Origin of the sequence: Alcanivorax sp. DP30, assembly GCF_009882945.1 — a bacterium.
Lineage (GTDB): Bacteria > Pseudomonadota > Gammaproteobacteria > Pseudomonadales > Alcanivoracaceae > Alcanivorax.
In genome coordinates this window covers 726,812-752,646 of record NZ_WTUY01000002.1, presented here as the reverse complement: position 1 = coordinate 752,646, position 25,835 = coordinate 726,812, and the positions used below count along the sequence as shown (strand labels likewise).

Below are 25,835 nucleotides of genomic sequence, written 5' to 3'. Positions count from 1 at the left end.
GAGTGTGCTACTGACGGGCGCCCCAGTCAATATAGAAACCACCTTCGTCTTCGGCGGCATCGGAAGCTTCATCGGCGGCTTTGTCCACGGCTTCCTGCTTGGCTTTGGCGCCAGATTCTGCGGCTTTGTCGACGGTTTCAGAGGCATCTTCAATCGCTTTTTCTGTCGTGGCCCTGGCGTCCTCAGCCGCTTCTTCTGCGGAGGCTTTCACGGCTTCTTCCTTGGCTTTGGCAATGGCTGCATCAGCTTCGGATTGGGCAGCAGCCTGTGCGGGGGTTTCTTCGCCAGCGATAATGATGCGACCCGTTACCGGATCGAAGCGGAATTCTCCGTCCGACGCTGGTGCTGCTGCAGGGGGCTGTGGTGGCGCAGAAGCGGGTTTCTCAACGGGCTTGGGTTCGGGTTTTGGCTCAGGTTCTGGTTGCGGGGTTGCAGCGGGCTCAGGGGCCGGAGCGGGTTCTGGGGTTGCAGCCTGTTCGGCGACCTCCGAGCTTTCGGTGGTCTCACTGGCGACGGACGTTCCTTCAGCCGCCGCTGCGTTCCTGGCTTCAGGTTGTGTATCTGTTTCCTCGGCCTTTTGGCCGGCGGCTGCAGGCGGCTGTGTGGCTTCGGTGGGTACAAAGCGCCCACTCACCGGGTCGAAGGCCATCTCCGCCTCAGGCGCGGCCGCAGGTGTTTCCGGTACCGCTGTTGCTGCAGGAGCTGTGGCCTTTTCGCTCACTTCATCAATAGGGGGCAGGGCATCGGCGCCGGAGACAACGTCAGGTGCCTGTTGAGCCGGGCGGTCGACCACCGTATGAAGACTGATGCCGTTTTCGAAGTAGACGGTGAAGCCATCATAGTTCCAGCGGGTGATGGACGGAGTGCCGACTGGTCCTCGGGTGGAGCTGGGTGAACCGAACTGGTTACGGACCTGGGACTCTGTCAGACCCCGTTGGGGGATCTCTGCCGACAGGGCTGCAGCGGGCATTACCAGCGCAGCAATGGCCAGCAGCGGCTTTATTCTCGTTTTCATTCTTTCCCCCGGCGAAGGTATTTTCTTTCGATATTAGAAAGTTAGGCTTACTTATTCAACCATTTTGCTAGAAGCCGGACGCAGACCCGGTTCACAAAGGTGAACAAGACCACCATTCCCGCTATCCGCGCGGAGGCTGGGCGTAGTATTTGTGTCGGGATTCGGGTTAAATGCGCTCCATGTTCAGACCTCTCTCCGTATATATCGGCCTGCGCTATACCGGCGCCAGAGCCCGAAACAGTTTTATTTCGGTGATCACGCTGATCTCCGCCCTTGGCCTGATGCTGGGGGTGGCGGTGCTGATTACCGTGTTATCCGTCATGAATGGTTTTGACCGGGAGTTGCAGACGCGCATTCTCGGCATGGTCACCCATTTGACTGTTCACGGCCGTGAGCCCGTTCAGGACTGGCAAGCGCTGGCACAACGACTGGACCATCATGATGAAATCGAAGCGGTGTCTCCATTCGTCCAGCTCGAAGGCATGCTGACTCACAGTGGTGAAGTGGCCGGGGCCTTGATTCACGGCATTGAGCCTGAGGCGGAGCGCAAGGTATCCATCGTCGGGGACTACATGGATCAGGGTCGGCTGGAGTCACTGGCGCCTGGCGAGTTTGGCATGGTCATCGGTTATGGTCTGGCGCGCCGGCTGGGGCTGGATATGGGGGACAAGGTGACGCTGGTGTTGCCAGAAGCCACTATTTCTCCGGCGGGCGTGATGCCTCGCTTCAAGCGCTTTACGGTCACTGGCATTTTCCGTGTTCGTGCTGAAGTCGACTCGCTCTATGCCTATGTGAATGTGAAAGATGCGGCCAAGCTGGCGCGCGAAGCGGGGGCGGTGCAGGGGCTGCGGTTGCGCCTGAAAGATCTGTTCTCCGCTCCCACACTGGGCTGGCGCTTGCAGCGCGAACTGGGGCCGGGCTACTACACCAGTGACTGGACCCGCACCCACGGTAATCTGTTCCAGGCGATCAAGATGGAAAAAACCATGATGACGCTGCTTCTCAGCTTTATCGTGGCGGTGGCGGCCTTCAATATCATTTCCAGCCAGGTGATGCTGGTCACCGAGAAGCGCGGCAATATCGCAGTATTGCGCACCCTCGGCGCATCGCCGGGTGCGATCATGCGAATCTTCATGGTGCAGGGCACATTGATTGGGTTTGTGGGTACCTTGCTGGGTACCTTGCTCGGAGTGCTGTTGGCGACCAATGTGAGCAATCTGGCCGCGTGGATCGAGAAGACATTCAATACCCGTTTGTTCGATGCCTACTTCGTCAATTACCTGCCGTCGGAGCTGCAGTGGGGGGATGTGACCACCATTGTCGCCATCGCCCTGTTTATCAGCTTTGCGGCCACCCTGTATCCATCCTGGCGCGCCAGCCGGGTGCAGCCTGCGGAGGCCCTGCGTTATGAATGATGCCGTCGTGCCTGTTTTACAGGCTGCGCAATTGGTGAAGTGTTACGAGGAAGGCCCCAGCGAGCTGGAGGTGCTGCGCGGGGTAGACCTTACGGTATTGGAAGGTGACATTCTGGCCATCATCGGGGCGTCCGGCTCGGGCAAGTCCACGCTGTTGAATTTGCTGGGGGGGCTGGATGATGCCACCCGTGGCAAGGTGATGATCGCCGGTAATGATCTGAGTACCCTGAATGACCGGAGTACCGGGCGCTTGCGCAACCGTTACCTGGGTTTCGTTTATCAGTTTCACCACCTGTTGCCGGAATTCACCGCACTGGAGAACGTGGCCATGCCGTTGCTGATTCGCGGTGACAAACCGGCGGATTGTCAGGGGAGGGCGGCGACCATGCTGGAGAAGGTTGGGCTGGGCCATCGTCTGACACACAAGCCTTCTGCGCTTAGTGGCGGTGAGCGTCAACGTGTGGCAATTGCCCGTGCGTTGGTCACGGAACCGGCTCTGGTGATGGCAGACGAACCCACCGGCAATCTGGATGAGCGAACGGCCGAGCAAGTGCAAGCACTGATGCTGGATCTGAATAAATCGCTGAATACCGCATTCATGATCGTGACCCACGATCGGGAGTTTGCGGCACGTTGTCCGCAGCAGTACGAATTACATGATGGTCTGCTGAACCGGGTCTGAGACGGACTTCAGTGGTTGTCAGAATCGTTGTTGGGCAGGGTGGTCTGTGACTGCTCATCCTGTCGTTTTTGTTGTTCCTTCTCTACTTTTTCCGCCTTCCTGGCTTCCCTGCGCAGGATGCGCTCGCGATTGCGCGCGCGCAGGTTCCAGCTGCGGATCACCGCCAGGCGCCAGGCAATCTTTACCGTCAGATAGGCGGCCCCACCAAATACCACTGCACAGAGCGTCGAGCCCAGCCAGAGAGGCACCAGTTGCTCAACAAACCAGGCGACGGTAATGGCATCCCCGCTGTGGGGGGGCATTCCCATTAGCCAGGCGCCAATACGGTAATTGAAGTAGAAAATCGGTACATAGGTAACCGGATTGGAAATCCACACCAGTACCACGGAAAGCGGGAGGTTGCAGTGGAAGCGAACCGCAAGCAGGGCGGCAAGGCCCATCTGCAAGGGGATGGGCAGCAGACCGGCAAAAATCCCGATAAAGGCGGCACCCGCCAGTGACCGCCGGTTGATATGCCAGAGGTTGGGATCAGAGAGAACCTCACCCAGAAAACTTAACGACTTGTGCTCTCGCAGTCGTTCCGGTTTGGGCAGGTATTTACGAAAAATCCTTCTAGGCATGTATTCGCATCTGCTGGCCACCACTGTCGGGTGGCGGCGTTCCGGTTTGGGGTCAAGACTGTCAGAAATCCTCTGATCAGCCTGTCAGACCTTGGTCATGTTGCCGTGATTGCACGACAGGGGTGTAGCCAATGGCTGGCAGAAGATCGGGTCAGAAGCTTACCCGGTTGATGCCTGCGGCTGGCTATTATGCCCACTCGAACAGAAAAGGCATACACCTGCAGCAGGATTCGTCTTCGGGAGAGGCAATGCGACGATGGGGAATGGCGTTTGCCATGATTGCCGGCAGCGGGACGGGTGCCTTGGGGGCTGTACTGGCTTGCCTGTTGATTGCCTTGCTGTTGGCACGTGGTCGCCTCAACATCTGGTTATTGCTGCCTGTGGCTTGTTTCTACGGTGCCTGGCATTTGCAGCTTGGCGTTCAACAGCGGCTTCCGGCCGGTCTGGAAGGCGAGATTCTGACCATGGCAGGTACCGTGATGTCGGTACCTGAGAACCGCGAACGCTTTCGCTTCGGGCGCTTGCAGCAGGAACAGCATTTTATCTTTCAGGCCGGGAACCATCCGCGCTGGCCCGGCGAGCACCGGATACGCATCAGTAGCTATGGGCCCGACAGGCTGGTAAACGCCGGCGAACATTTACGGCTCAGTCTGAAGCTCAAAGCAGGACGTGGGCTGTATAACGCCACAGGTATGGATTTGGCTCGCCATGATTTGGCGGCGGGGATTGCTGCCCGATCCACATTAAAAAAAGCGGTTCTGATTTCCGAAGGGCAAGGTCTTGCTTACTGGCGTCAGCAGTTGTCCGCTTCCATCTACCGCGCGGTACAGACATCGCCGGCGGCCCGCGGTGTGCTGCCAGCACTGGTAGTGGGAGACCGTTCCGGGCTCGATACGACGTTAATGTCCGGGTTTCAGTCCACCGGTGCGGCACATCTGCTGGCAATCTCCGGTTTGCATGTGGCAATAGTCGCGGGCGCTGTCTGGTGGTTCGGCAGGGGCGTGTTCGGGCCACTGTGTCATTGGCTGTGGCCGAGGTCCCGGCGCCTGACCCAGCAGCAACTGGGGTGGTTGCCCGCGCTTGGGGTGGCATTGGGGTACAGTGCACTGGCCGGGTTCAGCCTGCCCACGCAGCGCGCCCTTGTCATGTTGTCAGTGGTGGCGTTGGCCAGCCTGTGCCGGCGCGAGGTGAGTCTGTGGTCCAGTCTGGGCTGGGCTTTACTGGTGGTGTTGCTGTTGCAGCCGTTGTCGGCGCTGTCAGAAAGCCTGTGGCTGTCCTTTGCTGCGGTGGCGGTGATTGCTGCCTTGATGAACGGGCACAGTGGGCGCCGGTTGATGTTGTTGTTACCGGTCTTGATGACACTGTTATCTGCTGCCTTGTTCGGCCAGTGGTCTTTGCTTTCGCCGCTGGCCAATCTGTTGCTGATTCCGCTTTATTCCCTGTTGATTATTCCCTTGACCCTTCTTGGAGCGATTACTGGCCTGGAGGTGTTGCTGCAAGGGGCAGGGGCGGCTGTGGAATTGTCGGTAGTGATCATGGAGGGGTTATCACGGTGGTCGGAACCGCTGGCCAAGATTTTACCTCTGCCTGAGTTGGCGAGTGCGCTCTGTCTTATGGCCGGGCTGTTTCTTTTACTGTTGCCAGCGGTGCCGTTTCCACGGCGATTGCTGCCGTTCTGGCTATTGCCCTGGCTAACGCAATCGCTGCCGCCGCTTGAGCAGGGACAGTGGGAGTTGACGGCCTTCGATGTGGGGCAGGGCCTGGCGCTGGCGGTTCGCACCCGTGATCACCTTCTGCTGTATGACACCGGCGCTTCGTGGTCCGGCGGCAGTATGGCCCAATCCATCATCGTGCCCTGGTTGTCGCGTAATCAATTAACGCCTGATCGGCTGGTGGTCAGCCATGGTGATAACGATCATGCCGGGGGTAACCGTGACTTTGATGCCGCTATTCCCCGGTTGAGTGGCGAGCCAGAGCGGGTGAGTGGCAGTGTTCCCTGCGTTGCTGGTGACCAATGGGTGTGGGATGGAGTGCGTTTCTCGGTGCTTTGGCCTCCACTGACAGCCCCACAGGGAAACGATGCCAGTTGTGTGATTCTGGTCGAGGGCAACGGCATGAGTTTACTGTTGCCCGGTGATGTGGGGCGAGATGTGGAATATCAGCTGCTGGGTAACTGGCCGCAGGTGGATCTGCTGGTGCTGGCTCATCATGGCAGCAAATCCAGTACCTCCGCCGCGTTACTGCGGGAAGTGGCCCCCTCCTGGGCGCTGGCCAGTGCGGGCTACCAGCATTATTTTGGTCATCCACATGCGGAGGTATTGGCGCGTCTTGCCAAGTCGGGAGTCACAGTTCTGCGTACCGACGAAGACGGCATGATTGTGTTTCGCGGGTACGGCCACGATAATGTTCCGCTTATAACAAAATGGCGCCAAGAGTATGTCCGGCCGTGGCAACAGCCAGCCGGCTGGCGTTTCTGGTAACCCGACTATGCCCAACCGGGCAATGTAGTGAGTAAGGGGAGAGACAAGGTGCAGGATCTTTTGCAGTCCGGGGGCTGGATGATGCTCCCGATCCTGATCTGTTCAGTGGTGGCATTGGCCATCGTGGCTGAGCGTTTCTGGACATTGCGTCCCAGCAAGTTGGCTCCGGCCGATACTGTGCCGCAGGTGCAGACATTGCTGAAACGAGGCCTGTTGAACAGCGCGAATCTGATCAAGTTGCGTGACAGTTCTCCGCTGGGCCGGATTCTGGCCACGGGCCTGTCCAATGCCAAACATGGTCGCGAGATCATGAAGGAAAGCATTCAGGAATCCGCTACCGGTGTGATTCATGAGCTGGAAAAATTTCTCAGCACGCTGGGTTCCATTGCGGCCATCACTCCGCTGCTGGGGCTATTGGGTACCGTGGTGGGCATGATTGATGTGTTTGCTGCCATCATGATTCATGGCACCGGTGATGCAGCCCAGCTGGCCGGAGGCATTTCGCAGGCGCTGCTGACCACGGCTGCGGGCCTGGTAGTGGCAATTCCGGCGATCTTTTTTCATCGCTTCTTTGTTCGCAGGGTGGAAGAAATTACCGTGGAGCTTGAGCAAAGCGCCGTCCACGTGGTGGATCTGGTACATGGTGATCGTGAAGCCGAGCCGGGAGAGCAGGCGTGAAGTTCCCTCGGCCCAGCCAGGAAGAGATCAGCGTTAACCTGACACCACTAATTGATGTGGTGTTTCTGTTGCTGATCTTCTTCATGGTATCTACCACCTTTGATGACAAGACACAGCTTTCCATCACCTTGCCGGAAGCCGATGGGGCTGCGCTGGCGCAGTCTGCCGATCAGGTGACGGTGACAGTTACCTCTACCGGCGATTATCTGGTGAACGGGGAGAAGCTGGCAGCGTCTGACAGCAAGACCTTGCGCACTGCGCTGATGTCGCTGGGGCAGGACAAGGCAGATATGCCTTTGCAAATCTATGCGGATGCCAATGTGGCTTATCAGTCGGTGGTCCGAGTCTATGATGTGGCGGGGCAGCTGGGTTTTGTTAAGCTGTCACTCACCACCCGTGAATCCCCCAACGAGGCACAATGAGTCATTCCAACGATGACGTATGGCCAACCTATAAACGGTTGCTGTCCTATGTCCGTCCCCACTGGTTCATGCTGCTGATCAGTGTGATTGGCTATGCGCTGTATGCCGCTACCCAGGCTGGAGGGGCACAACTGGCCGGTTTTTTGGGCGATACCATTGTCAATCCCACGGACTTCCGCGTCATGGTGGTGTCCATTGCGCCCCTGGTGCTGGTGATCTTTCAGGGGCTGGGACAGTTTATGGGCAGCTACAGTATGAACTGGGTCGCCCAGCAACTGGTCTACGTGCTGCGTAACGATGTGTTTGGCCATGTGCTCAAACTGCCTCAGTCGGAATATCACCGCAATGCTTCCGGGCGCATCATGTCGAAAATCATCTTTGATGCGCAGCAGGTCACCAGTGCCGGCACCGATGCCATTATCGTCATTGTGCGAGAAGGGTTGACGGTTATCGGTCTCTTTTCCTTTCTGCTCTGGCAAAACTGGAAGCTGACGTTAATCCTGGTGTCAGTGGCGCCGCTGATCGCACTGGTGGTGAATATCACCAGCAAACGTTTCCGCAAGATCAGCCGCCGTATCCAGTCTTCCATGTCCAACATTACCCATTTTCTGGGAGAGGCCATTGAAGGCAGTGGTGAGGTGAAAATCTTCGGTGGACAGGAGCAGGAGGCCGGTCGCTTTCATACGGTTAGCCGCAGTTTCGCCAAGCAGAACGTCAAGCTCAATGCCAGCAAGATCGCCAGCACGGTGATCGTTCAGCTGTTCGTGGCTGTGGGCATTGGTGCCATTACCTACCTGTATATTCACCTGATGGGAGAAAATCTCACAGTAGGGGGCTTCCTGTCCTACATTGCTGCCGCCGGGATGATCCAGAAACCCCTCAAGCAGCTCACTGATGTGAATGTGAAGGTGCAGCGCGGTGTCACAGGTGCGTCCAGTCTGTTTGAATTGCTGGATACGCCTGAAGAAGTGGATACCGGCAGCTATGTGCCGGCCCAGCGAGTGCGTGGGGATGTGGAATTTGACGGCGTCACCTTTGGCTATGAGCCGGAGTCGCCGGTGCTGCGCAATCTGTCGTTTACCATCAAGGCCGGGGAGACCGTGGCACTGGTGGGACGCTCCGGCGCGGGCAAGAGCACTATCAGCGCCATGTTGCCGCGTTTTTTTGATCCTGATCACGGGCGCATTCTGCTGGATGGCGTGCCGCTGTCGGAATACCGCCTTGCTGAATTGCGTCACCAGATTGCAATGGTCAGCCAGCGGGTGGTGCTATTCAACGACACAGTCCGCAATAATATCGCCTATGGTGAACTGCGAATCGCCGATGATGCGACCATTGAAAAAGCGGCTCGTGATGCCCATGCCTGGCGCTTTATTGAGCAGTTGGAGCATGGCCTGGATACGCGTCTTGGGCAGGACGGCGTGCAGCTGTCAGGTGGTCAGCGTCAACGCATTGCGATCGCACGGGCGTTACTCAAGGACTCCCCGTTACTGATTCTGGACGAAGCCACCAGTGCTCTGGATACCGAGTCAGAACATCACATCCAGCAGGCCCTGGAAAGGGTGATGGCAGGGCGCACGACGCTGGTGATTGCGCACCGTCTGTCCACCATCGAAAAGGCGGACCGGATTCTGGTTCTCGATCAGGGGCAGCTGATGGAGCAGGGTACCCATGAAGAGCTGCTGGCCCGTAATGGTATTTATACCCAGTTGTACCGGATGGATTTTGCCGAAGAGTAATTGCAATTCTAATGGCGTATCAGGTCGAGCAGGTTCATGAGCAAGGTTAGCGACTGGATTCAACAAGGGTGGTACAAGGGGAGTCCCTGGCTAGTGCCCTTGCGCCCGCTGTCCATGCTGGTGTCTCTGGAAGCGCGTCGACGTTTGCGTCGTTTCAATGCCCAGCGGCCCAGCCCGCCAGTGCCGGTATTGGTTGTGGGTAATATCACTGTGGGTGGCACCGGCAAGACCCCGTTGGTGATCGCGCTGGTGCAGGCTGCCCGGCAAAGGGACCTGAAGGTGGTTGTGGTATCCCGTGGATATGGCGGCAAGACGGACCAGTACCCGATAACCGTCACCGCCGACAGCGTCGCGCTGGAGGTGGGGGATGAGCCTGTCCTGATCGCTCGCCGCACGGGTGTGCCGGTGGTGCTCGATCCGGATCGCCGTAATGCCCTGGATGTGGCCATCAATCACTTTAATCCGGATCTGGTCATCAGTGATGATGGCCTGCAGCACTATGCCTTGCCTCGCAGCGCTGAAATCGTTGTGGTCGATGGTCAGCGCGGTCTCGGTAATGGCCATTGCCTGCCGGAAGGGCCGCTTCGGGAGCCCGCGTCCAGGCTCAAGGAAGTGGACTTTGTCATCAGCACCGGCGGAGGCTGGAGCGGCGCCTATCCAATGATCATGCGACCGGGTGAGATCGAAAATCTGGCTGATGGACGTACCCTGGATGTCAGCGCCTTTCTTCGCGAGCACCCCGCTGTCCATGCTGTCGCCGGCATTGGCAACCCCCGCCGCTTTTTCAATCTTCTCAGTATTATTGGTCTCAGTACCCAGCCCCATGTTTTTCCGGACCACCATGCCTATCAACCCGCAGACCTGGCGTTTGCCGATGGCCTGCCGGTGCTGATGACGGAAAAGGATGCGGTAAAGTGTGCGGCGTTTGCAGAGCCCCACTGGTGGTTTTTACCGGTGACGGCGGATTTGCCTGACGGGTTGCTGGATCAGATGCTGGATCGGGCGCTGGGAAGGGATGAAAAGGAGAGTTGAACGTTAAACTTTCAACTCCGCCTGAATTAGTCAAAGAGGTGGTTCATGAGCTTTTATGTGGTGGTGCCGGCGCGATATGCATCTACACGACTTCCCGGTAAACCGCTGGCGGATCTGGCAGGCAAACCCATGGTGGCGCGGGCGGCGGAGCGCTGTCAGCTGAGTGAGGCTGACAGCGTCTATGTGGCTACGGACGATCAGCGCATTGCTGATGCCCTGGAGGGTTTGGTGTCGGTGGTCATGACCCGCGACAACCATCCTTCCGGGACAGACCGGCTGCAGGAAGTGGCCGTAAGCCTTGGCCTTGCCGATGACGATATCATCGTTAATGTACAGGGGGATGAGCCACTCATTCCTGCTGCCGTTATCAATCAGGTCGCCCGCAATCTTGCGGCCAACCCGGATTGCCAGATGGCCACGTTGTGTGAACCCATTGAGCATAGCGAGGATGTCTTCAACCCCAATGTGGTCAAGGTGGTGTTCGATGACAATGGCAAGGCGCTGTATTTCTCTCGGGCGCCGATTCCCTGGCACCGTGATGCCTTTGCTGACGGTGCCCGTGACACCTCCGGTGGGCAGTGGTGGCGTCATATCGGCATCTACGCCTACCGGGTGGCTTTCCTGCATCGCTATGTGACCTGGGCGCCGGCGGCACTGGAGAAGTTGGAGTCTCTTGAGCAGCTTCGTGCCATGGCCAATGGTGAATCCATTCATATCGCCCCGTCCTGCGAACCTGTGCCTGGCGGGATTGATACCCCCCAAGACCTGCAGCGGGTGCAGGCCTTGCTGGCAGCGAAGTAACAGGAGATCGGGCGTGACGATATCAGTACTTTTTGTCTGTCTGGGCAACATCTGTCGCTCTCCCACGGCGGAAGTCGTATTTCGCGACAGGGTTCGGGCTGCCGGACTGGAGCAACACATCCTGATTGATAGCGCCGGAACCGGAGACTGGCACATTGGCCGTGCGCCGGACCCGCGCACCCAGGATGCGGCAGCAGAGCGAGGCTATGACATGAGCAGCCTGCGTGCGCGCCAGGTGACCGTGGACGACTTTGCCAGGTTTGACGTGTTGTTGGCCATGGATGATGCCAATCTGGCAGATTTGGTCGCCATGCAGCCTCCCGGTTCCTCAGTGATCCTCAAGCGTTTCCTGGATTACGCCCCCCACAGTGACCTGCGCGAAGTCCCTGATCCTTACTATGGTGGTGAGGATGGCTTTGCTGCAGTGCTCAATCTTGTGGAAGAGGGCGCAGACGGTTTGCTGGTGTCCCTGCAGGAGCGTCTGTGAGTCTGCGTCTGGAGTACAATGCCGATCTGAGCCGTTTGAATACGCTGGGCCTGCCGGCCCGGGCGGCATGCCTGGTTCGCCCGACGACACTGGACGCACTGGAGCAGGTGCTGGCGGATCGTGATCCGAATGCGCCGCTGTATGTGATCGGAGAAGGCAGCAATCTGGTTCTTCAGGGCGATCTTCCCGGGCTGACCATCTCGCTGGCCATTGATGGAATGACCAGGGTGAAGGAAACCGACCAGCATGTCTGGGTGGCGGCTGGCGCAGGCGTTCACTGGGATGATCTGGTGGCCTGGACGGTGGAGCAGGGCTGGCAGGGGCTGGAAAACTTGTCCCTGATCCCGGGAACCGCCGGTGCGGCCCCCTATCAGAACATCGGCGCTTATGGTGTCGAACTTGCCCAGGTACTGGAGCAGGTGACGGTGATGGAAATCGCCACCGGAAAAGTTACCCATTATTCCTGTGAAGAATGTGAGTTCGCCTATCGGGACAGTCGTTTCAAGGGGCGTGACAAGGGCCGTTACATCATTACCGGTATCGAGTTGAAGCTGAATCGCCAGGCGCATTGCAATATCAGCTATGGGCCCCTCGAGCAGCATTTTGCGGATCAACCGCCACAGGCCGTAACGGCGGCAGCGGTGCGCAACCAGGTCATTGCCATTCGGCAAAGCAAGTTGCCGGATCCAGCGGAACTGGCCAATGCCGGCAGTTTTTTCAAGAATCCCGTGGTGAGTGCCGACAAGGCTGAATCACTCAAGGCAGCGTTTCCCGGGCTGGTGTGTTATGCCCAGCAAGACGGTGTGAAACTGGCCGCAGGCTGGTTAATTGAGGCCGCGGGATGGAAAGGCAAGCAGTTGGGCCCTGTGGGTATGCACCGGGAGCAGGCTCTGGTGCTGGTCAACTATGGGGGAGCGACGCCCTCCGATGTGCAGGTGCTGGCCTCAGCCGTGCGCGGCGATGTCTGGCAGCGTTTTGGTGTCCAGCTGGAGCAAGAGCCTGTTGTGCTACCCTGAAAGGGATGCGGAGGCATGGCATGAGCGACGAGCGTGATCGGATCTTTCAGGTATCCAGTAACCGGGGCGGTGGCCGTCACCGGGTCCGTTACGTGGAAGGCTCTGTGCCTGAAACCGGTGAGTGCCGATTGTGTGTGGGTAGCCTAGCCGACCAGCCCGAAATCATTTTCTTTCGACTTCCTTGCAACCGTAATCCGCGGCCTCTCCTGATGCAGCATTCAGGGTATCCGCCCAGCCTCTGAAAGCCTGGCTTTCCCCGCTTCCTGCCGGAAGGGCTTGCCTGCAAGCGATAACCTTGTCTCCAGGCTGCATTCGCCAGCAGGTTGGCTCCTGCGGGGTTACGATTGTTGGCGTCAGGCGTGTTGCGTGAAGCATGTTGAGGCCCACAAAAAAGCCCCGCTCTTGCGGGGCTTTTTTGTGGGCTTCGCAACAAATTTAGCTGTCCGAGGACGTTTCCTCGGACGGGCTCTCCGCCTGTTCCGCAGCCTTGGCCGCAGCAGCTTCTGCCTGCTGTTGGCGACGACGGGCGCGCGGGTCATTGGACGCACGGCCTTGCTCGGCGGCAGCGGGCTGGGCCTGGGCGGCGGCAGGCTTCACTTCAGTAGCGCGGCTCGGCAGCGGATTTGCTTCCGGAGCAGGCTTCGGTTTCTCGGCCTTCTGACGCGGAGCATGCTGCTGCGGCTTGTAGTTCGGGGAGCGTGGATCGTTGCTCGCGCGAACCGGTTCCGCTGAATCTGCTGCCGGCGCTTCTTCCGCCTTGGCCTGGGGGGGCTGTCCGGGTGCTTCGGCAGGCTTCGGCTCTGCCTGGGCTTGCGTCGTCGGCTCAGGTTTTGCTTCAGCCTTGGCTTCCGGCTTCGCCTCGCTTTTCACTGCTGCCTGTTGAGGCTCTGCAGCCGGTGCAGGCTGTTCAGCTTGCGGCGCGGGTTTCTCCGCCACAGGTTGAGTCTCCGCCGGCTTGCTCTCTGCTTGCGGTGCAGCCTCGGTTTTCTCTGCCGCGGCGGCCTTGGGGGCCTGCTCAGCTTGCTGGCGGGTTTCTGCTACTGCCTGGTTGGGCTGAGCTTTCTCCGCTGCCGGCTTCGGCTGGGCGGGGGCTGGATTAGCCTTGGGCTGGGCGCTGGTTTTCTGTTCAGCGTTGGCCTTGCCGGGCTCCTGCTCGGGAACCAGCTTGGCGGGTGGGTGGCTTTCTGCGCCCTGCAGCTGATGGTTATCTTCTACCGGAGCCGGAGCTGCTTGTGGCTTTTCCTGCCTGGCCGGTGGCTGCTCGCCAGCGGGTTTCTCGCTTGCCTGCTGTTTGTTCGGACGCTTGCGCTCGCGCAGCGGACGGTCATCCTTGGCGTCAGTGCGACGAGGGGCCTTGGCGCCTCTGTCGTTATTGCCACCTTTGTTACCGCCTTCGGACTTGTCGGCCTTGTTGTCAGGCTTGTTATCCTGTTGCTTGCGATTACGGTTGTTGCGGTTGTCGTTATTATCACCGCTCTTGCCGCTGTCCTGCTTGTTGCGACGGTTATCGCGGCCACGACGTTGCTCATTGCCGCTGTCGTCACGGGCATCATTGCGCTTGTTGTCAGACTGGCGGGAGTCCTTGCGGTTGTCGTCCTTGTCCTGTTGTGGCTTGCGGTTACGGGTGTTGCGATTGTCCTTGTCACCACCCTTGTTGCCGTTACGCCCACCATCCAGCTTGTTGCGGTTGTCGTTACGGCCGCCGCGGTTGTCATTGCGGTTGCGGTTGTTGCCGCCAGCGCTGCGGTTACGGTTGTTCTGCTGTCCCTTATTGCCTTTCTGCTGGGGCTTGGCCTTTTTCTCCGGCTTGGGCTGGGCAGTAAAGACCTGAGCCAGCCAGGTGAAGAAGCGTGCCAGCAAGCCCAGGTTCTGGGCAGCGGCAGGGGCTGCGGGGGCCGGCGCAGCGGGCTTGGGCGGCGGCGGTGCGGTGTCCGGTGCCATCAGTTTCACGGCCGGTTCCTGCGGTTTGACGCCGGGATCCTGGCTATTGGGAGCTTCGCCTTCGGCGGCACCTTCCATCAGATCCATCTCGTGACTCAGCTGGGAGACCACCTGATCGTCACGGATGCGTTCCACTTCGAAGTGCGGGGTTTCCAGGTTCGGGTTTGGGATGATCACGACGCGAACCTTGTGGTTCTGCTCGATGGCGCGCAACGGGTCACGCTTTTCGTTCAGCAGGTAGGTGCCAACGGCGACCGGAACCTGGGCCTGTATTTCGCCGGTGCGCTCCTTCATTACCTCTTCTTCGATGAGGCGCAGGATGCTCAGGGCGAGGGATTTCACATCACGGATATGGCCCTGGCCGTCACAGCGGGGGCAGACAATGCTGGAGGTCTCGCCCAGGCTTGGACGCAGGCGCTGACGGGACAGTTCCAGCAGACCAAAGCGGGAAATGCGGCCCAGCTGGATACGCGCACGGTCAGCTTCGAGAGCATCGCGCATGCGGTTTTCCACTTCACGCTGGTTGCGTGCCGGACCCATGTCGATGAAATCCACCACAATCAGGCCGCCGATATCGCGCAGGCGCAACTGACGGGCAATTTCCTCGGCCGCTTCCAGGTTGGTCTGCAGGGCGGTTTCCTCGATGTCCGCGCCCTTGGTGGCACGGGAGGAGTTGATGTCGATGGAGACCAGGGCTTCGGTCGGATCGATAACGATGGACCCCCCGGAGGGCAGCTTCACTTCACGCTCGAACGCCGTCTCGATCTGGGATTCGATCTGAAAGCGCGAGAACAACGGGGTTTCGTCATTGTAGAGCTTGATCTTGCTCTGGAAGTCCTGCATCACCTGCTGGACGAAGCCCTGGGCTTCGGCGAACACCTTCTCGGAGTCGATCAGTACTTCGCCGATGTCCTTGCGCAGGTAGTCGCGAATGGCGCGGATGATGACATTGGATTCCTGATAGATCAGGAAGGGCGCCTTGCGTTCCTTGGCCGCTTCATCGATGGAGCTCCACTGCTTGAGCAGGAAGTCCAGATCCCACTGCAGCTCTTCCGCGCTGCGGCCCAGGCCGGCGGTGCGGACGATAACGCCCATTTCATCCGGCACGGTGAGGGCGCTCATGGCTTCTTTAAGCTGGGCACGCTCTTCACCTTCGATGCGACGGGAAATACCGCCGGCACGGGGGTTGTTTGGCATCAGTACCAGATAGCGACCGGCCAGGCTGATGAAAGTGGTCAGGGCCGCGCCCTTGTTGCCACGTTCTTCCTTGGAGACCTGGATGATGACTTCCTGGCCTTCCTTGATCACTTCCTTGATGTTGATGCGACCCTGAATGTCTTTCGGGTCTTTCTGGAAGTACTGGCGAGAAATTTCTTTCAGCGGCAGGAAGCCGTGACGTTCGGCACCAAAGTCCACAAAGGCGGCTTCGAGAGAGGGTTCTACGCGGGTGATCTTGCCCTTGTAGATGTTGGATTTTTTCTGAATGCGAGTTCTGTGTTCAATATCCAGGTCATACAGACGCTGGCCATCGACAAGTGCCACCCGAACCTCTTCAGGGTGAGTGGCGTTAATAAGCATACGTTTCATGGTGCTACCACACGTTAGTGGTGGCACTGGGCAGGGCCGGGTTACAACCGGTAGCAGACCAGGGGGAGGGCTTCAGGCCTCTCACGGCCAGGGCGCACGCAGTACGTGGGTTTCGCTTTCCTGGGTGATTCAGTGCCTGAGTGAGCGTCTCTCCGAGTTGTTTGCAATGTTTAGTGCGTAATTGTGGCTGGCAATGTGGCCAGCGGGTAATACTTCACGCGATTGCTGTGGCGGTGGGAGACTGTGTTCGCTCCAGGGCTGCACAACAATATGTAAACTCTTGTCTGTCTGTTTTCCAGGTCATTCGACCGGCGCTGCAGGCCACCAATGTTAATGTTCAGGGTCCATACATGGACGCTGTTTAAATGGATTGCGCTGCAGCGTTGTTGCCTGGCTCTTGCCCTTGTGGGGAGAGGGGCAGGCGGTAACGCTATCTGTCAGACCTTGATGAGGCGGGGCCCATGTCGTTCTCGGCTGTGCCGGAGCGGGCCACACGGCGAATGTTCGCTGCGCGTCGCCGTTGCCTTAATTCAGGTCGACGCTTGACTATAGCAACAAAAGGCTTGTGTGATCAATCAGATAGATAAAGGCAGTTAACAGTGGTTTGAAGATGCCTGATAACCAAAAAACATAAGTCTGATGCTATTTATGCTCTTGGATGGCTTGGCCGGCAAGCCCCGCGCAGATCAGGTCATGGATTGTTGGCTATTCACTTTTCACCGGTTTCTATAGAATCGCCGCATGCCAAATGATGCCCCAGCGGCGGACCGTGTCAGCTTCGTCACCATTGACGAAGGGCGGCAGGGTCAGCGCCTTGATAATTTCCTGTTTACCCATCTCAAAGGGGTGCCCAAGTCGCGTATCTACCGGATCATCCGATCCGGAGAGGTACGGGTGAACAAGGGGCGCGCCAAGCAGACAACCCGGTTGTCAGCCGGGGATGTGGTCAGGGTTCCTCCCATTCGCACCAGTGAGTCCGATGCGCCTCCCAAGGTCAGTGATGGTCTTACCGAGCGCCTTGCCCGTGCCTGTGTGTATGAGGATGACAACCTTTATATCTTCAACAAGCCTGCTGGTCTTGCAGTGCACGGCGGTAGCGGGGTCAGTCTCGGGCTGATTGAGGCGCTGAGGGTGATCTACCCCCAGGAGCGTGAGCTGGAGCTGGTGCATCGCCTGGACCGGGATACCAGTGGCCTGATCATGGTCGCCCGTCGCCGTTCCTTTCTGCGCAAACTGCAGAAGCTGATGCAGAGCGGCAAGGTTGAGAAGCGTTACTGGCTCATCTGTCAGGGGTTCAAGGGCAATGAGCGCACCCTGGATGCACCGCTTCTGAAGATGCAGAACGGGAATGAGCGGGTGGTGCGGGTTTCCCGGGAGGGGAAAGCCTCGGTTACCCATTTCCGCATGATCGAGCGCCTGCAGGAGGCGCAGCTGGTTGAAGCATTGCTGGAAACCGGCCGTACTCACCAGATTCGGGTGCATAGCCAGTTTGGCGGCTTTCCGCTGCTTGGCGATGACAAATACGGTACAGCCAAAGGGGCCGCCTTGCTTGAGCAGATTGGCCGCCGGCGTCTGTGTCTTCATGCCCGTAGCCTGAGCTTCCCTTATCCGGACACCGGCAAGAAAATCGCGGTAACTGCCCCTCTTGATGAGGACTTTGACGTCATCCTGGCCGCACTGCGCAAGAAGAAGGCCTGACCCCATGAACTATGACCTGGTGATTTTTGACTGGGATGGCACGGTAATGGACTCTACTGGCCGTATTGTCAGCTGCATGCATCTGGCTGCAACGGACCTGGGGTTGCCTTCACTTCCAGATCAGACGGTGCGGGACATCATTGGGCTGGGTTTGCCGGAGGCCATTGCGACGCTGTATCCGGTGTTGGGTGGTCATGATATCGAACGCATGCGTGAGCGATATGCGTTTCATTTTATCGCCGCAGAAAGTACCCCCAGCGCCTTGTACCCCGGGGCCGAATCGTTACTGACTACGTTGCGCGAGCGGGGGTTCAGGCTGGCGGTGGCCACCGGAAAAAGTCGCAAGGGTTTGCAGCGGGTATGGGGTAATACCGGTCTGGATCGCTACTTTCATGCCTCACGCTGTGCTGACGAGAGCCGCTCCAAACCTGAGCCGCACATGGTGCTTGAACTGCTGGAAGAAATGGCCGTGCCTGCAGAGCGTGCAGTGGTGGTCGGTGACACCACCTTTGACCTGGATATGGCGCGTAATGCCGGTGTTGATCGGGTGGCAGTCAGCTATGGTGCGCACCCCGTCGATCGGCTTCTGCCTTGTGAACCCTTGGCAGTGATTGATAGATTGAACGACTTGCTGCCGCTTTTGGGAGCGGATGAATTGTCCATGGAGAGCCAGTAAATGGAAAACCAGAGTTCCTCGCAGCGTCCCGCTGATGAGAAAGAGTGGAAACTCATTGAGAAGCTGCTGGGCCAGGCCCAGGAAGAACACCGCAAGTCACGACGCTGGGGTATATTTTTCAAGATCCTCACGTTTGTCTATCTGTTTGCCTTGCTTAGCATGATGTTGTCTGGGCGTGGTTCTTCCACCGGTCTTTCCTCTGTGGAGGACCATGTGGCGGTGGTCACGGTGAACGGGGTGATTGCGCCGGATCAGGATGCCAGTGCGGATCTTATCGTCACCGGGCTGACCCGCGCGTTTGAGGCCGAAAACAGCAAGGCCGTGTTGCTCAAGATCAACAGTCCCGGTGGTTCACCGGTGCAGTCCAATCAGGTCTACAACTCGATCAAGCGACTGCGCGCCGAATATCCGGACAAGAAACTGTATGCGGCGATTACCGATGTGGGCGCGTCCGGTGCTTACTATATCGCTTCTGCAGCGGATGAAATCTATGCCGATCCGGCCAGCATCGTGGGTTCTATCGGTGTCATCATGGCTGGTTTCGGGCTGGAAGAGGCCGCGGACAAGCTGGGAGTGGAGCGCCGTGTGCTCACGGCCGGCGACAACAAGGCCATCATGGATCCGTTCTCACCGATCCGCCCCTCGGATCGCAAGCACATGGAAACCATGCTCAACGAGATTCATCAGCAGTTCATCACTGCGGTACGCAACGGTCGCGGAGATCGCCTCAAGGAAGCCGAGAACCCGGAAATCTTCTCCGGCCTGTTCTGGACGGGCGAGCGAGCGGAGGCCATGGGGTTGATCGATGGCCTGAAGAGCCCGGGCGACGTTGCGCGTGATGTGGTGGGCCTGGATGAGCTGGTGAATTACAGCGCCAGCCGTTCTCCCATGGAGGAGCTTCTGCGCAAGTTCGGGGTATCAATCGGCGCGGGTATTGCCAGCCAGATCGGGTTGGACGCGGCGGTGCCGAGTATTCGGTAAAGCAGCTGTGAGCGACGAGCTTCCAGCTACAAGGAAAAGCAAAAACCCGGCGGCGCCGGGTTTTTTGCTTTTAAGGATTGCGCTTTAGTCTGCTTGGATCATCATTCTGAAAGCTCGTAGCTCGTAGCTCGTAGCTCGTAGCTCGTAGCTCGTAGCTCGTAGCTATAGCGGCAGCTGAACGCCTTCCGCCGCCAGAAACTCGGTCAGAGTGATCAGCGGTAGTCCGATCAGACTGTTCGGATCGCGACCTTCCAGCGCCTTGAAAAGGACAATCCCCAAGCCTTCAGACTTGAAGCTGCCGGCGCAGTTGAGCGGCTGTTCCAGATCCACGTAGCGTTCAATCTGGGCGGGCTTGAGAGTGCGGAATTGCACATTGAAGGGTTCGCAGGCGGTTTGGGTGCGGCCGGTGGAGGTGTTCAGCAGGCACAGGCCTGTCAGGAAGGTGACTCGCTGTCCGCTGGCGGCGCTCAGCTGTTCGATGGCGTTTTCCCGAGTGCCCGGTTTGCCCAGCACCTTGTCACCGAGTACCGCCACCTGGTCGGAACCGATGATCAGGGTATCAGGGTGGGCGTCAGCCAAGGCGGCGGCTTTTTCCCTGGCCAGCCGGCTGACCAGCTCGGTGGCGGATTCGCCCTCATGCCGGGTTTCGTCGATGTCCGGACTCTGGTGGCTGAAATCCAGCTTCAGTTTACCCAGCAGTTCCCGCCGAAACGGGGATGAAGAGGCAAGTAGCAGGGCAGGGGTGTGGGTCATGGTTCGATCTCCGCTGTGAGCGGGCAGAGTGTAGTGATTTTATATTGCCGGAAGAAGGTTTGTTGGCCCGGATTTAGGGTAAAATGCCCGCCGCCGGGCAAAAAACACTCAGTAAAGGTAAAGAGTTTTTCGCGTTTTGGAAAAAATCTTTACGGTTCAAGTGGTTAGCGCCTTACATTAACTTTGACAGATGGGCCTCTCAGCCCTAGAATTGCGCGCTTATGTTTTCAGGGCAACTGCCACAGTTCCTCGACCCCCGTAAATACGCGGATCAGGGTCGCGTCGTTGAAGGCCAGCTCACTGTCCGCGACCTGCCTCGCCTGCAGGATTACAAGGACAGTCTGGACCAGCCGGTAGTGATATCGCTGGCGTTCGGCCGTGACGAAGAGGGGCATCGGCGTATTGAGGGCGAGGTCAGCACGAAACTGGTGCTGCCATGTCAGCGCTGCCTGGAGCCGGTGACTTATGACGTCAAGGCCATGATCGATGTGGCACTGGTGTGGAATGAGGATCAGGCCAAGGCGCTGCCGGAGCGACTGGACCCCTGGCTGATTGGCGATGACCCCATGGTTCTCACTGATCTGCTCGAAGAGGAGCTCTTGCTGGCCATGCCGTTGGTGGCACTGCATGACCCTTGCCCGACAGCTTTACCGCATGACAGCGGTGAACCTGAGAAACACGAAAACGCGGATAATCCTTTTGCCGTGCTGGCCCAGTTAAAGGGTCAAGGCAAGTAAATTCAGGCTGATTTAACGCCCGAGGAGCTCGAAATGGCTGTTCAAAAGAACCGTAAAACCCGTTCCAAGCGCGGCATGCGCCGTTCCCACGATGCGCTGACTTCTGCTGCGCTGACTGAGGACACCAACACTGGTGAAGTGCACCGTCGTCACCACATTTCTCCGGATGGCATGTACCGTGGCCGTCAGGTGATTCGTCAGGCTGAGACTGACGACGAAGAGTAAAATCTTCAAACAACGGGAGCCAAGGCTCCCGTTTTGTTTTGGTCTGTATGGGCCACTTGAATCCTCCTCCGGGAGGATTTTTTGTAAGCGGATACAAGGGAACCTGTTTCCCTGCGCGTTTTTTGTCAGAATGTCGGCCTCAAATCTAATAATCGCATATATAGGAAGCAGCCCATGTCGGTTGTGACGTTGGCGGTTGACGCCATGGGGGGCGACCACGGTTTGTCCGTGACGGTGCCCGCCGTAGCGCGGATGCTTTCCCGCCATGATCATCTGAATATCATTCTCGTTGGTCAGCCTGCAGCGCTGGCCGAGGCTATCAAACAACATGGCCTGCAGGGGCATGATCGCATCATCATTCAGCCTGCTGCCGAAGTGGTGGCCATGGATGACCCTGTGGCGGTGGCGTTACGCCAGAAAAAAGATTCCTCCATGCGCGTGGCCATCAATCAGGTCAAGGAGGGCAAGGCCCAGGCGGCAGTCAGTGCCGGTAACACCGGTGCTCTGATGGCGGTCAGTCGCTTTGTACTGAAGACGCTGCCGGGGGTGGATCGTCCGGCTATCTGTACGGCGATTCCTACGGCCACAGGCCACTGTCACATGCTCGATCTGGGCGCAAATGTAGACTCCGAGCCGGCTCATCTGGTCCAGTTTGCGCTCATGGGCCAGGCATTGGTGCGCGCAGTGGATGGTGTGAAACAGCCTAGTGTGGCGCTGCTCAATATTGGTGAGGAAGACATCAAGGGCAACGAGCAGATCAAGGAAGCGGCGGCGTTGTTGCGAGCCAGCGAAGACATGAACTACGTGGGCTTCGTGGAAGGTAACGGCATTTTCGCCGGAGAGGCAGACGTGGTGGTTTGTGACGGCTTCGTTGGCAACGTTTCCCTGAAGACCATGGAAGGTGTCGCCAAGATGATTGGCAACATGATCCGTGAGGAAATTGGTCAGTCCTGGCTGCGTAAACTCAGCGGTCTGCTGGCCTTGCCGGTGCTTGCTGGCCTCAAGAAGCGTATGGATCCGGATCGTTATAATGGCGCCAGCCTGGTGGGTCTGAAAGGTGTTGTGGTGAAGAGTCACGGCGGCACCAGTATCGAGGGCTTTATCAGTGCGCTGGAAGTGGCAGAGCTGGAGGCGCGGCGCAATGTGCCGGCCCTGATCCGTGATGCGCTGGCGCCGCAAGAGACAGCAGACGTTAACGCCTGATTTGGCAATACTTTGTTGCAGCCTTGCCCGGACAGATCACGGTAAACCGGGCATACTGCGGCGCGTGAAATGAGGATAAGAGATGTCCAAGACAGCCTTTATTTTTCCCGGTCAGGGTTCCCAGTCACTGGGAATGCTGGCGGATTTTGCTGACCGCCCTGCGGTCAAGCAGACCTTCCAGGAAGCGTCCGGCGCACTGGAACTGGATCTCTGGGCCATGTGCCAGGAAGGTCCTCAGGAACGCATGAACCAGACCGAAAATACCCAACCCTTGCTGCTCACCGCCGGGATGGCGCTGTGGCGCTTGTGGGAGCAGAGTGGTGGCCCGCGTCCGCATTTTCTGGCCGGTCACAGCCTGGGCGAGTACACCGCACTGACTTGCGCCGGTGTCATCAATCTGGGTGATGCGGTGCGTCTGGTGCGTACCCGCGGTCAGCTGATGCAACAGGCGGTGGCTGAAGGCGAAGGCAAGATGGCCGCAGTTCTGGGGCTGGATGATGATCAGGTCCGTGCGGCCTGTGACAAGGCGGCAGAGGGCTCTGTGGTTGAAGCAGTCAACTTTAATGCGCCGGGTCAGGTGGTGATTGCTGGTGCTGCCGACGCGGTAGAACGCGCCATCGGGGCTTGTAAAGAGGCGGGCGCCAAACGTGCCATGCCGCTGCCGGTGAGCGTGCCATCCCATTGTGCGCTGATGAAGCCCGCTGCAGAAAAACTGGCTGAAGCGCTCAATGCCACCAAGTTTCATGCTGCAGAAATCCCGGTTATCAACAATGTGGATGTGGTGGCAGAAACTGCTCCGGAACAGATCCGTGATGCGCTGGTGCGTCAGTTGTATTCTCCGGTTCGCTGGGTGGAAACCATCCAGGCGCTGAAAGAGCAGGGTGTTGCTAACGTGTATGAGTGCGGCCCGGGCAAGGTGTTGAGCGGATTGATCAAGCGTATTGATCGCGAGATAACAGCCAGCCCGCTGGAAAGCAGCGATGCGTTCGAGAAGGCGCTGGGCCTGTAAACGGATTTGCCAGGAGAAAACAGGATGTCAGACAAGAAAGTGGCGCTGGTCACCGGCGCCAGCCGAGGCATTGGCCGCGCCATTGCCAACAAGTTGATCGAAGACGGTTTCTTTGTTGTAGGGACTGCGACTACCGAGCAGGGCGCTGCGGCCATCGGTGAAGCCCTGGGCGCTAACGGTGCCGGCAAGGTGCTGAATGTGACCGACAAGGAATCCGTTGCTGAAACGCTGAAAAGCATTGCTGAGGAGCATGGTGCGCCGTTGGTACTGGTGAACAATGCCGGCATCACCCGTGACAACATCATGCTGCGGATGAAGGATGATGAGTGGGAGGATGTGATCAACACCAATCTCAATTCCCTTTATCGTGTCAGCAAGGGCTGCCTGAAAGGCATGACCAAGGCACGTTGGGGGCGGATCATCAATATTAGTTCTGTGGTAGGCACCATGGGTAACGCGGGACAAGCCAACTATGCGGCTGCCAAGGGCGGGGTGGAAGGCTTTACCCGTGCGCTGGCTCGCGAAGTGGGCTCGCGTAACATCACGGTGAACTCCGTGGCACCGGGTTTCATCCAGACCGACATGACGGATGCATTGCCGGAAGCCCAGAAAGAGTCTCTGCTGTCAGGTATTCCGCTGGGCCGTTTGGGGCAGCCGGAAGAGATTGCCAGTGCAGTTGCCTGGCTTGCCAGCGACGGTGGCGGCTACGTTACCGGTACCACTTTGCACGTGAATGGCGGTATGTTTACCGGCTAGCGTTAAAAGTGGGCAGAAGAGTGTTTCTCTGTGGGGCAGTGTAATCTACTGTTTTTACTGAGAAAAATATTTGGAAAAACTTGAAGGAACCGCACCGGGTCAGTTCGCTTGCAAGCGCAAACGGCGTTCACCTAGAATAGCCGCTGACAGGTGCTAGCACACCATCAATCAGGAGAGTTATAGGATCATGAGCAGCATCGAAGAGCGCGTACAAAAAATCATCGTAGAACAACTGGGTGTTAAGCCGGAAGACGTAAAATCTGAAGCGTCCTTCGTTGAAGATCTGGGTGCCGACTCCCTGGACACCGTTGAGCTGGTGATGGCTCTCGAAGAGGAATTCGAGACCGAGATCCCGGACGAGGAAGCTGAGAAAATCAGCACCGTTCAGTCCGCTGTTGACTACATCAAAGCCCACAGCTAATTCTTTAGCTGCTGAGCAACATGAAAGGGCCGCAGGTTCCACGAACTTGCGGCTTTTTTGTGGCTGGTTTTCAGGTAGCCTCTTGTCTGGGTAAACATAACAGCCGCTTACATAATCGCGGCGTGATCTCTGCGGCTTTGTAGTAATCTTGTCGCATTCAATAGAGTTTAATGCTCCACATTTGAGCGTACTGGAGGAATTCGGGTGACATTACGGCGTGTTGTAATCACAGGGATGGGAATGCTGACTCCGCTGGGTGCTGATGTGGCTTCCACGTGGGAAGCTATCAAGGCAGGCAAGAGTGGTATTCGCAACATCGAACACTTTGATACCGAGCCCTTTGCCACCCGCTTTGCCGGTCTTGTGCCGGATTTTGATGTCTCTGAGTATCTTTCTCCGAAAGACGCTCGCAAGATGGATATTTTTATTCAGTACGGACTCATTGCAGCCATTCAGGCGGTGCGTGATAGCGGCCTGGACATGGAAAAGGAAAACGCCGAGCGCATTGGTGCCGCCATCGGCTCTGGTATTGGTGGTCTGACTAATATCGAAGAGAACCACATCAAGATGCTGAACGGCAGCCCGCGCAAGCTGAGTCCGTTCTTTGTCCCGGGTACCATCATCAACATGATTGCTGGCAACCTGGCCATCATGTACGGCATGAAAGGCCCGAACTTCGCCACCGTCACCGCCTGTACCACCGGTACCCACAACATTGGTTTCGCCGCCCAGCAGATCCAGCTGGGCCAGGCCGACGTGATGGTGGCTGGTGGCGCCGAGAAAGGTTCTACGCCCCTGGGTCTGGGTGGGTTCTCCGCCGCCCGTGCGCTGTCTACCCGAAATGATGACCCCGAGGCGGCCAGCCGTCCTTGGGACAAGGACCGTGACGGTTTTGTACTGGCCGACGGCGCCGGTGCTGTAGTACTCGAAGAGTATGAACACGCCAAGGCTCGTGGCGCCACCATTTACGCCGAAGTGGCGGGTTATGGCATGAGCGATGATGCCTATCATATTACCGCCCCGGCTGAGGGCGGTGACGGCGCCATGCGCGCCATGCGCAACGCCCTGCAGAATGCCGGTGTGGCGCCGGAGAAAGTGGATTACATCAATGCCCACGGTACCTCCACACAGATGGGGGATCTGGCCGAAGTGGCGGCGGTGAAAACCCTTTTCGGCGAGCACGCCAACGTGCTGTGCATGAGCTCTACCAAGTCCATGATTGGTCACCTGCTCGGTGCAGCAGGGGCGGTGGAAGCGATTTTCTCCATTCTGGCCATGCGTGACTCCATTGCACCGCCGACCATCAACCTGGATAACCCGGACGAGGGCTGCGATCTGAACCTGGTGGCGAACGTGGCCCAGGAGCGCAATATCGACTATGCGCTGTCCAATTCCTTCGGCTTTGGTGGCACCAACGGTTCGCTGCTGTTCAAGAAGGTTTGAGTCATTGCCCATGGAGCA

General features: G+C 58.1%; 24 protein-coding genes. 20 read left to right on the top strand and 4 right to left on the bottom strand.

Annotated features, from left to right (window positions below; translation table 11 throughout):
* Positions 1-7: 7 nt before the first annotated feature.
* The gene (locus GQF00_RS04045) at positions 8-1,015 is read right to left on the bottom strand and encodes a hypothetical protein (RefSeq protein ID WP_161317844.1); all 1,008 of its coding nucleotides are present in this window, start codon (positions 1,013-1,015) and stop codon (positions 8-10) included.
* A 179-nt stretch (positions 1,016-1,194) separates the two neighbouring features.
* Between GQF00_RS04045 and GQF00_RS04040 the strand changes: the two genes are divergently transcribed.
* Positions 1,195-2,430 carry a lipoprotein-releasing ABC transporter permease subunit gene (locus GQF00_RS04040; protein ID WP_161317966.1) on the top strand — a complete coding sequence of 412 codons (1,236 nt, stop codon included), beginning with the start codon at positions 1,195-1,197 and terminating at the stop codon, positions 2,428-2,430.
* Complete coding sequence (lolD, locus tag GQF00_RS04035) at positions 2,423-3,112, top strand: lipoprotein-releasing ABC transporter ATP-binding protein LolD (protein ID WP_161317843.1); 690 nt, start codon at positions 2,423-2,425, stop codon at positions 3,110-3,112. Before GQF00_RS04040 ends, lolD begins: the two co-directional genes overlap by 8 nt.
* Before the next feature lie 8 nt (positions 3,113-3,120).
* Here lolD and GQF00_RS04030 read toward each other — a convergent pair whose 3' ends face one another.
* Positions 3,121-3,732 (bottom strand): DUF2062 domain-containing protein, encoded by a 612-nt coding sequence (locus tag GQF00_RS04030; RefSeq protein WP_161317842.1) that lies wholly within the window; start codon positions 3,730-3,732, stop codon positions 3,121-3,123.
* A 248-nt stretch (positions 3,733-3,980) separates the two neighbouring features.
* Between GQF00_RS04030 and GQF00_RS04025 the strand changes: the two genes are divergently transcribed.
* From GQF00_RS04025 to murB, 8 genes are read left to right on the top strand one after another with little or no spacing between them, the layout of a single operon-like run.
* The gene (locus GQF00_RS04025; protein WP_161317841.1) at positions 3,981-6,212 is read left to right on the top strand and encodes a DNA internalization-related competence protein ComEC/Rec2; all 2,232 of its coding nucleotides are present in this window, start codon (positions 3,981-3,983) and stop codon (positions 6,210-6,212) included.
* A gap of 48 nt (positions 6,213-6,260) precedes the next feature.
* Positions 6,261-6,890, top strand: coding sequence for a MotA/TolQ/ExbB proton channel family protein (locus tag GQF00_RS04020; protein WP_161317840.1), 630 nt, complete (start codon positions 6,261-6,263; stop codon positions 6,888-6,890).
* Entirely contained in the window at positions 6,887-7,312 is a 426-nt protein-coding gene (locus GQF00_RS04015; RefSeq protein WP_161317839.1) for a biopolymer transporter ExbD, read from the top strand. Before GQF00_RS04020 ends, GQF00_RS04015 begins: the two co-directional genes overlap by 4 nt.
* Positions 7,309-9,051, top strand: coding sequence for a lipid A export permease/ATP-binding protein MsbA (gene msbA / locus GQF00_RS04010; protein ID WP_161317838.1), 1,743 nt, complete (start codon positions 7,309-7,311; stop codon positions 9,049-9,051). Before GQF00_RS04015 ends, msbA begins: the two co-directional genes overlap by 4 nt.
* Positions 9,052-9,087: 36 nt before the next feature.
* Positions 9,088-10,083: a tetraacyldisaccharide 4'-kinase gene (gene lpxK / locus GQF00_RS04005; protein WP_161317837.1), complete on the top strand. Its 996-nt coding sequence runs from the start codon at positions 9,088-9,090 to the stop codon at positions 10,081-10,083.
* A gap of 45 nt (positions 10,084-10,128) precedes the next feature.
* The gene (gene kdsB / locus GQF00_RS04000) at positions 10,129-10,884 is read left to right on the top strand and encodes a 3-deoxy-manno-octulosonate cytidylyltransferase (protein ID WP_161317836.1); all 756 of its coding nucleotides are present in this window, start codon (positions 10,129-10,131) and stop codon (positions 10,882-10,884) included.
* A gap of 13 nt (positions 10,885-10,897) precedes the next feature.
* Complete coding sequence (locus GQF00_RS03995) at positions 10,898-11,371, top strand: low molecular weight protein-tyrosine-phosphatase (RefSeq protein ID WP_370519460.1); 474 nt, start codon at positions 10,898-10,900, stop codon at positions 11,369-11,371.
* The gene (murB, locus tag GQF00_RS03990) at positions 11,368-12,387 is read left to right on the top strand and encodes a UDP-N-acetylmuramate dehydrogenase (protein ID WP_161317835.1); all 1,020 of its coding nucleotides are present in this window, start codon (positions 11,368-11,370) and stop codon (positions 12,385-12,387) included. Before GQF00_RS03995 ends, murB begins: the two co-directional genes overlap by 4 nt.
* A gap of 435 nt (positions 12,388-12,822) precedes the next feature.
* On the opposite strand, the gene rne is transcribed toward murB, so the two are convergent.
* On the bottom strand, positions 12,823-15,915 hold the full coding sequence (rne, locus tag GQF00_RS03985) for a ribonuclease E (RefSeq protein ID WP_161317834.1): 3,093 nt from the start codon (positions 15,913-15,915) through the stop codon (positions 12,823-12,825).
* Between the two features lie 741 nt (positions 15,916-16,656).
* Between rne and GQF00_RS03980 the strand changes: the two genes are divergently transcribed.
* Genes GQF00_RS03980 through sppA form a run of 3 tightly spaced genes read left to right on the top strand, consistent with a single transcriptional unit; the run spans position 16,657 to position 19,270 of the window.
* Positions 16,657-17,613 carry an RluA family pseudouridine synthase gene (locus GQF00_RS03980; RefSeq protein ID WP_161317833.1) on the top strand — a complete coding sequence of 319 codons (957 nt, stop codon included), beginning with the start codon at positions 16,657-16,659 and terminating at the stop codon, positions 17,611-17,613.
* Between the two features lie 4 nt (positions 17,614-17,617).
* Positions 17,618-18,289 (top strand): HAD family hydrolase, encoded by a 672-nt coding sequence (locus GQF00_RS03975; protein WP_161317832.1) that lies wholly within the window; start codon positions 17,618-17,620, stop codon positions 18,287-18,289.
* Positions 18,290-19,270, top strand: a complete 981-nt coding sequence (sppA, locus tag GQF00_RS03970) for a signal peptide peptidase SppA (protein WP_161317831.1) — start codon at positions 18,290-18,292, stop codon at positions 19,268-19,270.
* Between the two features lie 162 nt (positions 19,271-19,432).
* Here the strand turns inward: sppA and GQF00_RS03965 are convergent, their stop codons facing one another.
* The gene (locus GQF00_RS03965; protein ID WP_161317830.1) at positions 19,433-20,023 is read right to left on the bottom strand and encodes a nucleoside triphosphate pyrophosphatase; all 591 of its coding nucleotides are present in this window, start codon (positions 20,021-20,023) and stop codon (positions 19,433-19,435) included.
* 221 nt (positions 20,024-20,244) lie between these two features.
* Between GQF00_RS03965 and GQF00_RS03960 the strand changes: the two genes are divergently transcribed.
* From GQF00_RS03960 to fabF, 7 genes are all read left to right on the top strand, one after another.
* On the top strand, positions 20,245-20,760 hold the full coding sequence (locus tag GQF00_RS03960) for a DUF177 domain-containing protein (protein ID WP_161317829.1): 516 nt from the start codon (positions 20,245-20,247) through the stop codon (positions 20,758-20,760).
* 33 nt (positions 20,761-20,793) lie between these two features.
* The gene (gene rpmF / locus GQF00_RS03955; RefSeq protein WP_161317828.1) at positions 20,794-20,985 is read left to right on the top strand and encodes a 50S ribosomal protein L32; all 192 of its coding nucleotides are present in this window, start codon (positions 20,794-20,796) and stop codon (positions 20,983-20,985) included.
* 174 nt (positions 20,986-21,159) lie between these two features.
* Positions 21,160-22,188, top strand: a complete 1,029-nt coding sequence (gene plsX, locus GQF00_RS03950; protein WP_161317827.1) for a phosphate acyltransferase PlsX — start codon at positions 21,160-21,162, stop codon at positions 22,186-22,188.
* Between the two features lie 82 nt (positions 22,189-22,270).
* On the top strand, positions 22,271-23,197 hold the full coding sequence (gene fabD / locus GQF00_RS03945; RefSeq protein ID WP_161317826.1) for an ACP S-malonyltransferase: 927 nt from the start codon (positions 22,271-22,273) through the stop codon (positions 23,195-23,197).
* Positions 23,198-23,221: 24 nt separating this feature from the next.
* Positions 23,222-23,953 carry a 3-oxoacyl-ACP reductase FabG gene (fabG, locus tag GQF00_RS03940; RefSeq protein WP_161317825.1) on the top strand — a complete coding sequence of 244 codons (732 nt, stop codon included), beginning with the start codon at positions 23,222-23,224 and terminating at the stop codon, positions 23,951-23,953.
* Positions 23,954-24,140: 187 nt separating this feature from the next.
* On the top strand, positions 24,141-24,374 hold the full coding sequence (acpP, locus tag GQF00_RS03935) for an acyl carrier protein (RefSeq protein ID WP_035233967.1): 234 nt from the start codon (positions 24,141-24,143) through the stop codon (positions 24,372-24,374).
* Positions 24,375-24,578: 204 nt separating this feature from the next.
* A complete protein-coding gene (fabF, locus tag GQF00_RS03930; RefSeq protein WP_161317824.1) occupies positions 24,579-25,817 on the top strand; it encodes a beta-ketoacyl-ACP synthase II in 1,239 nt (412 codons plus the stop codon).
* The last annotated feature ends 18 nt before the right edge of the window (positions 25,818-25,835 follow it).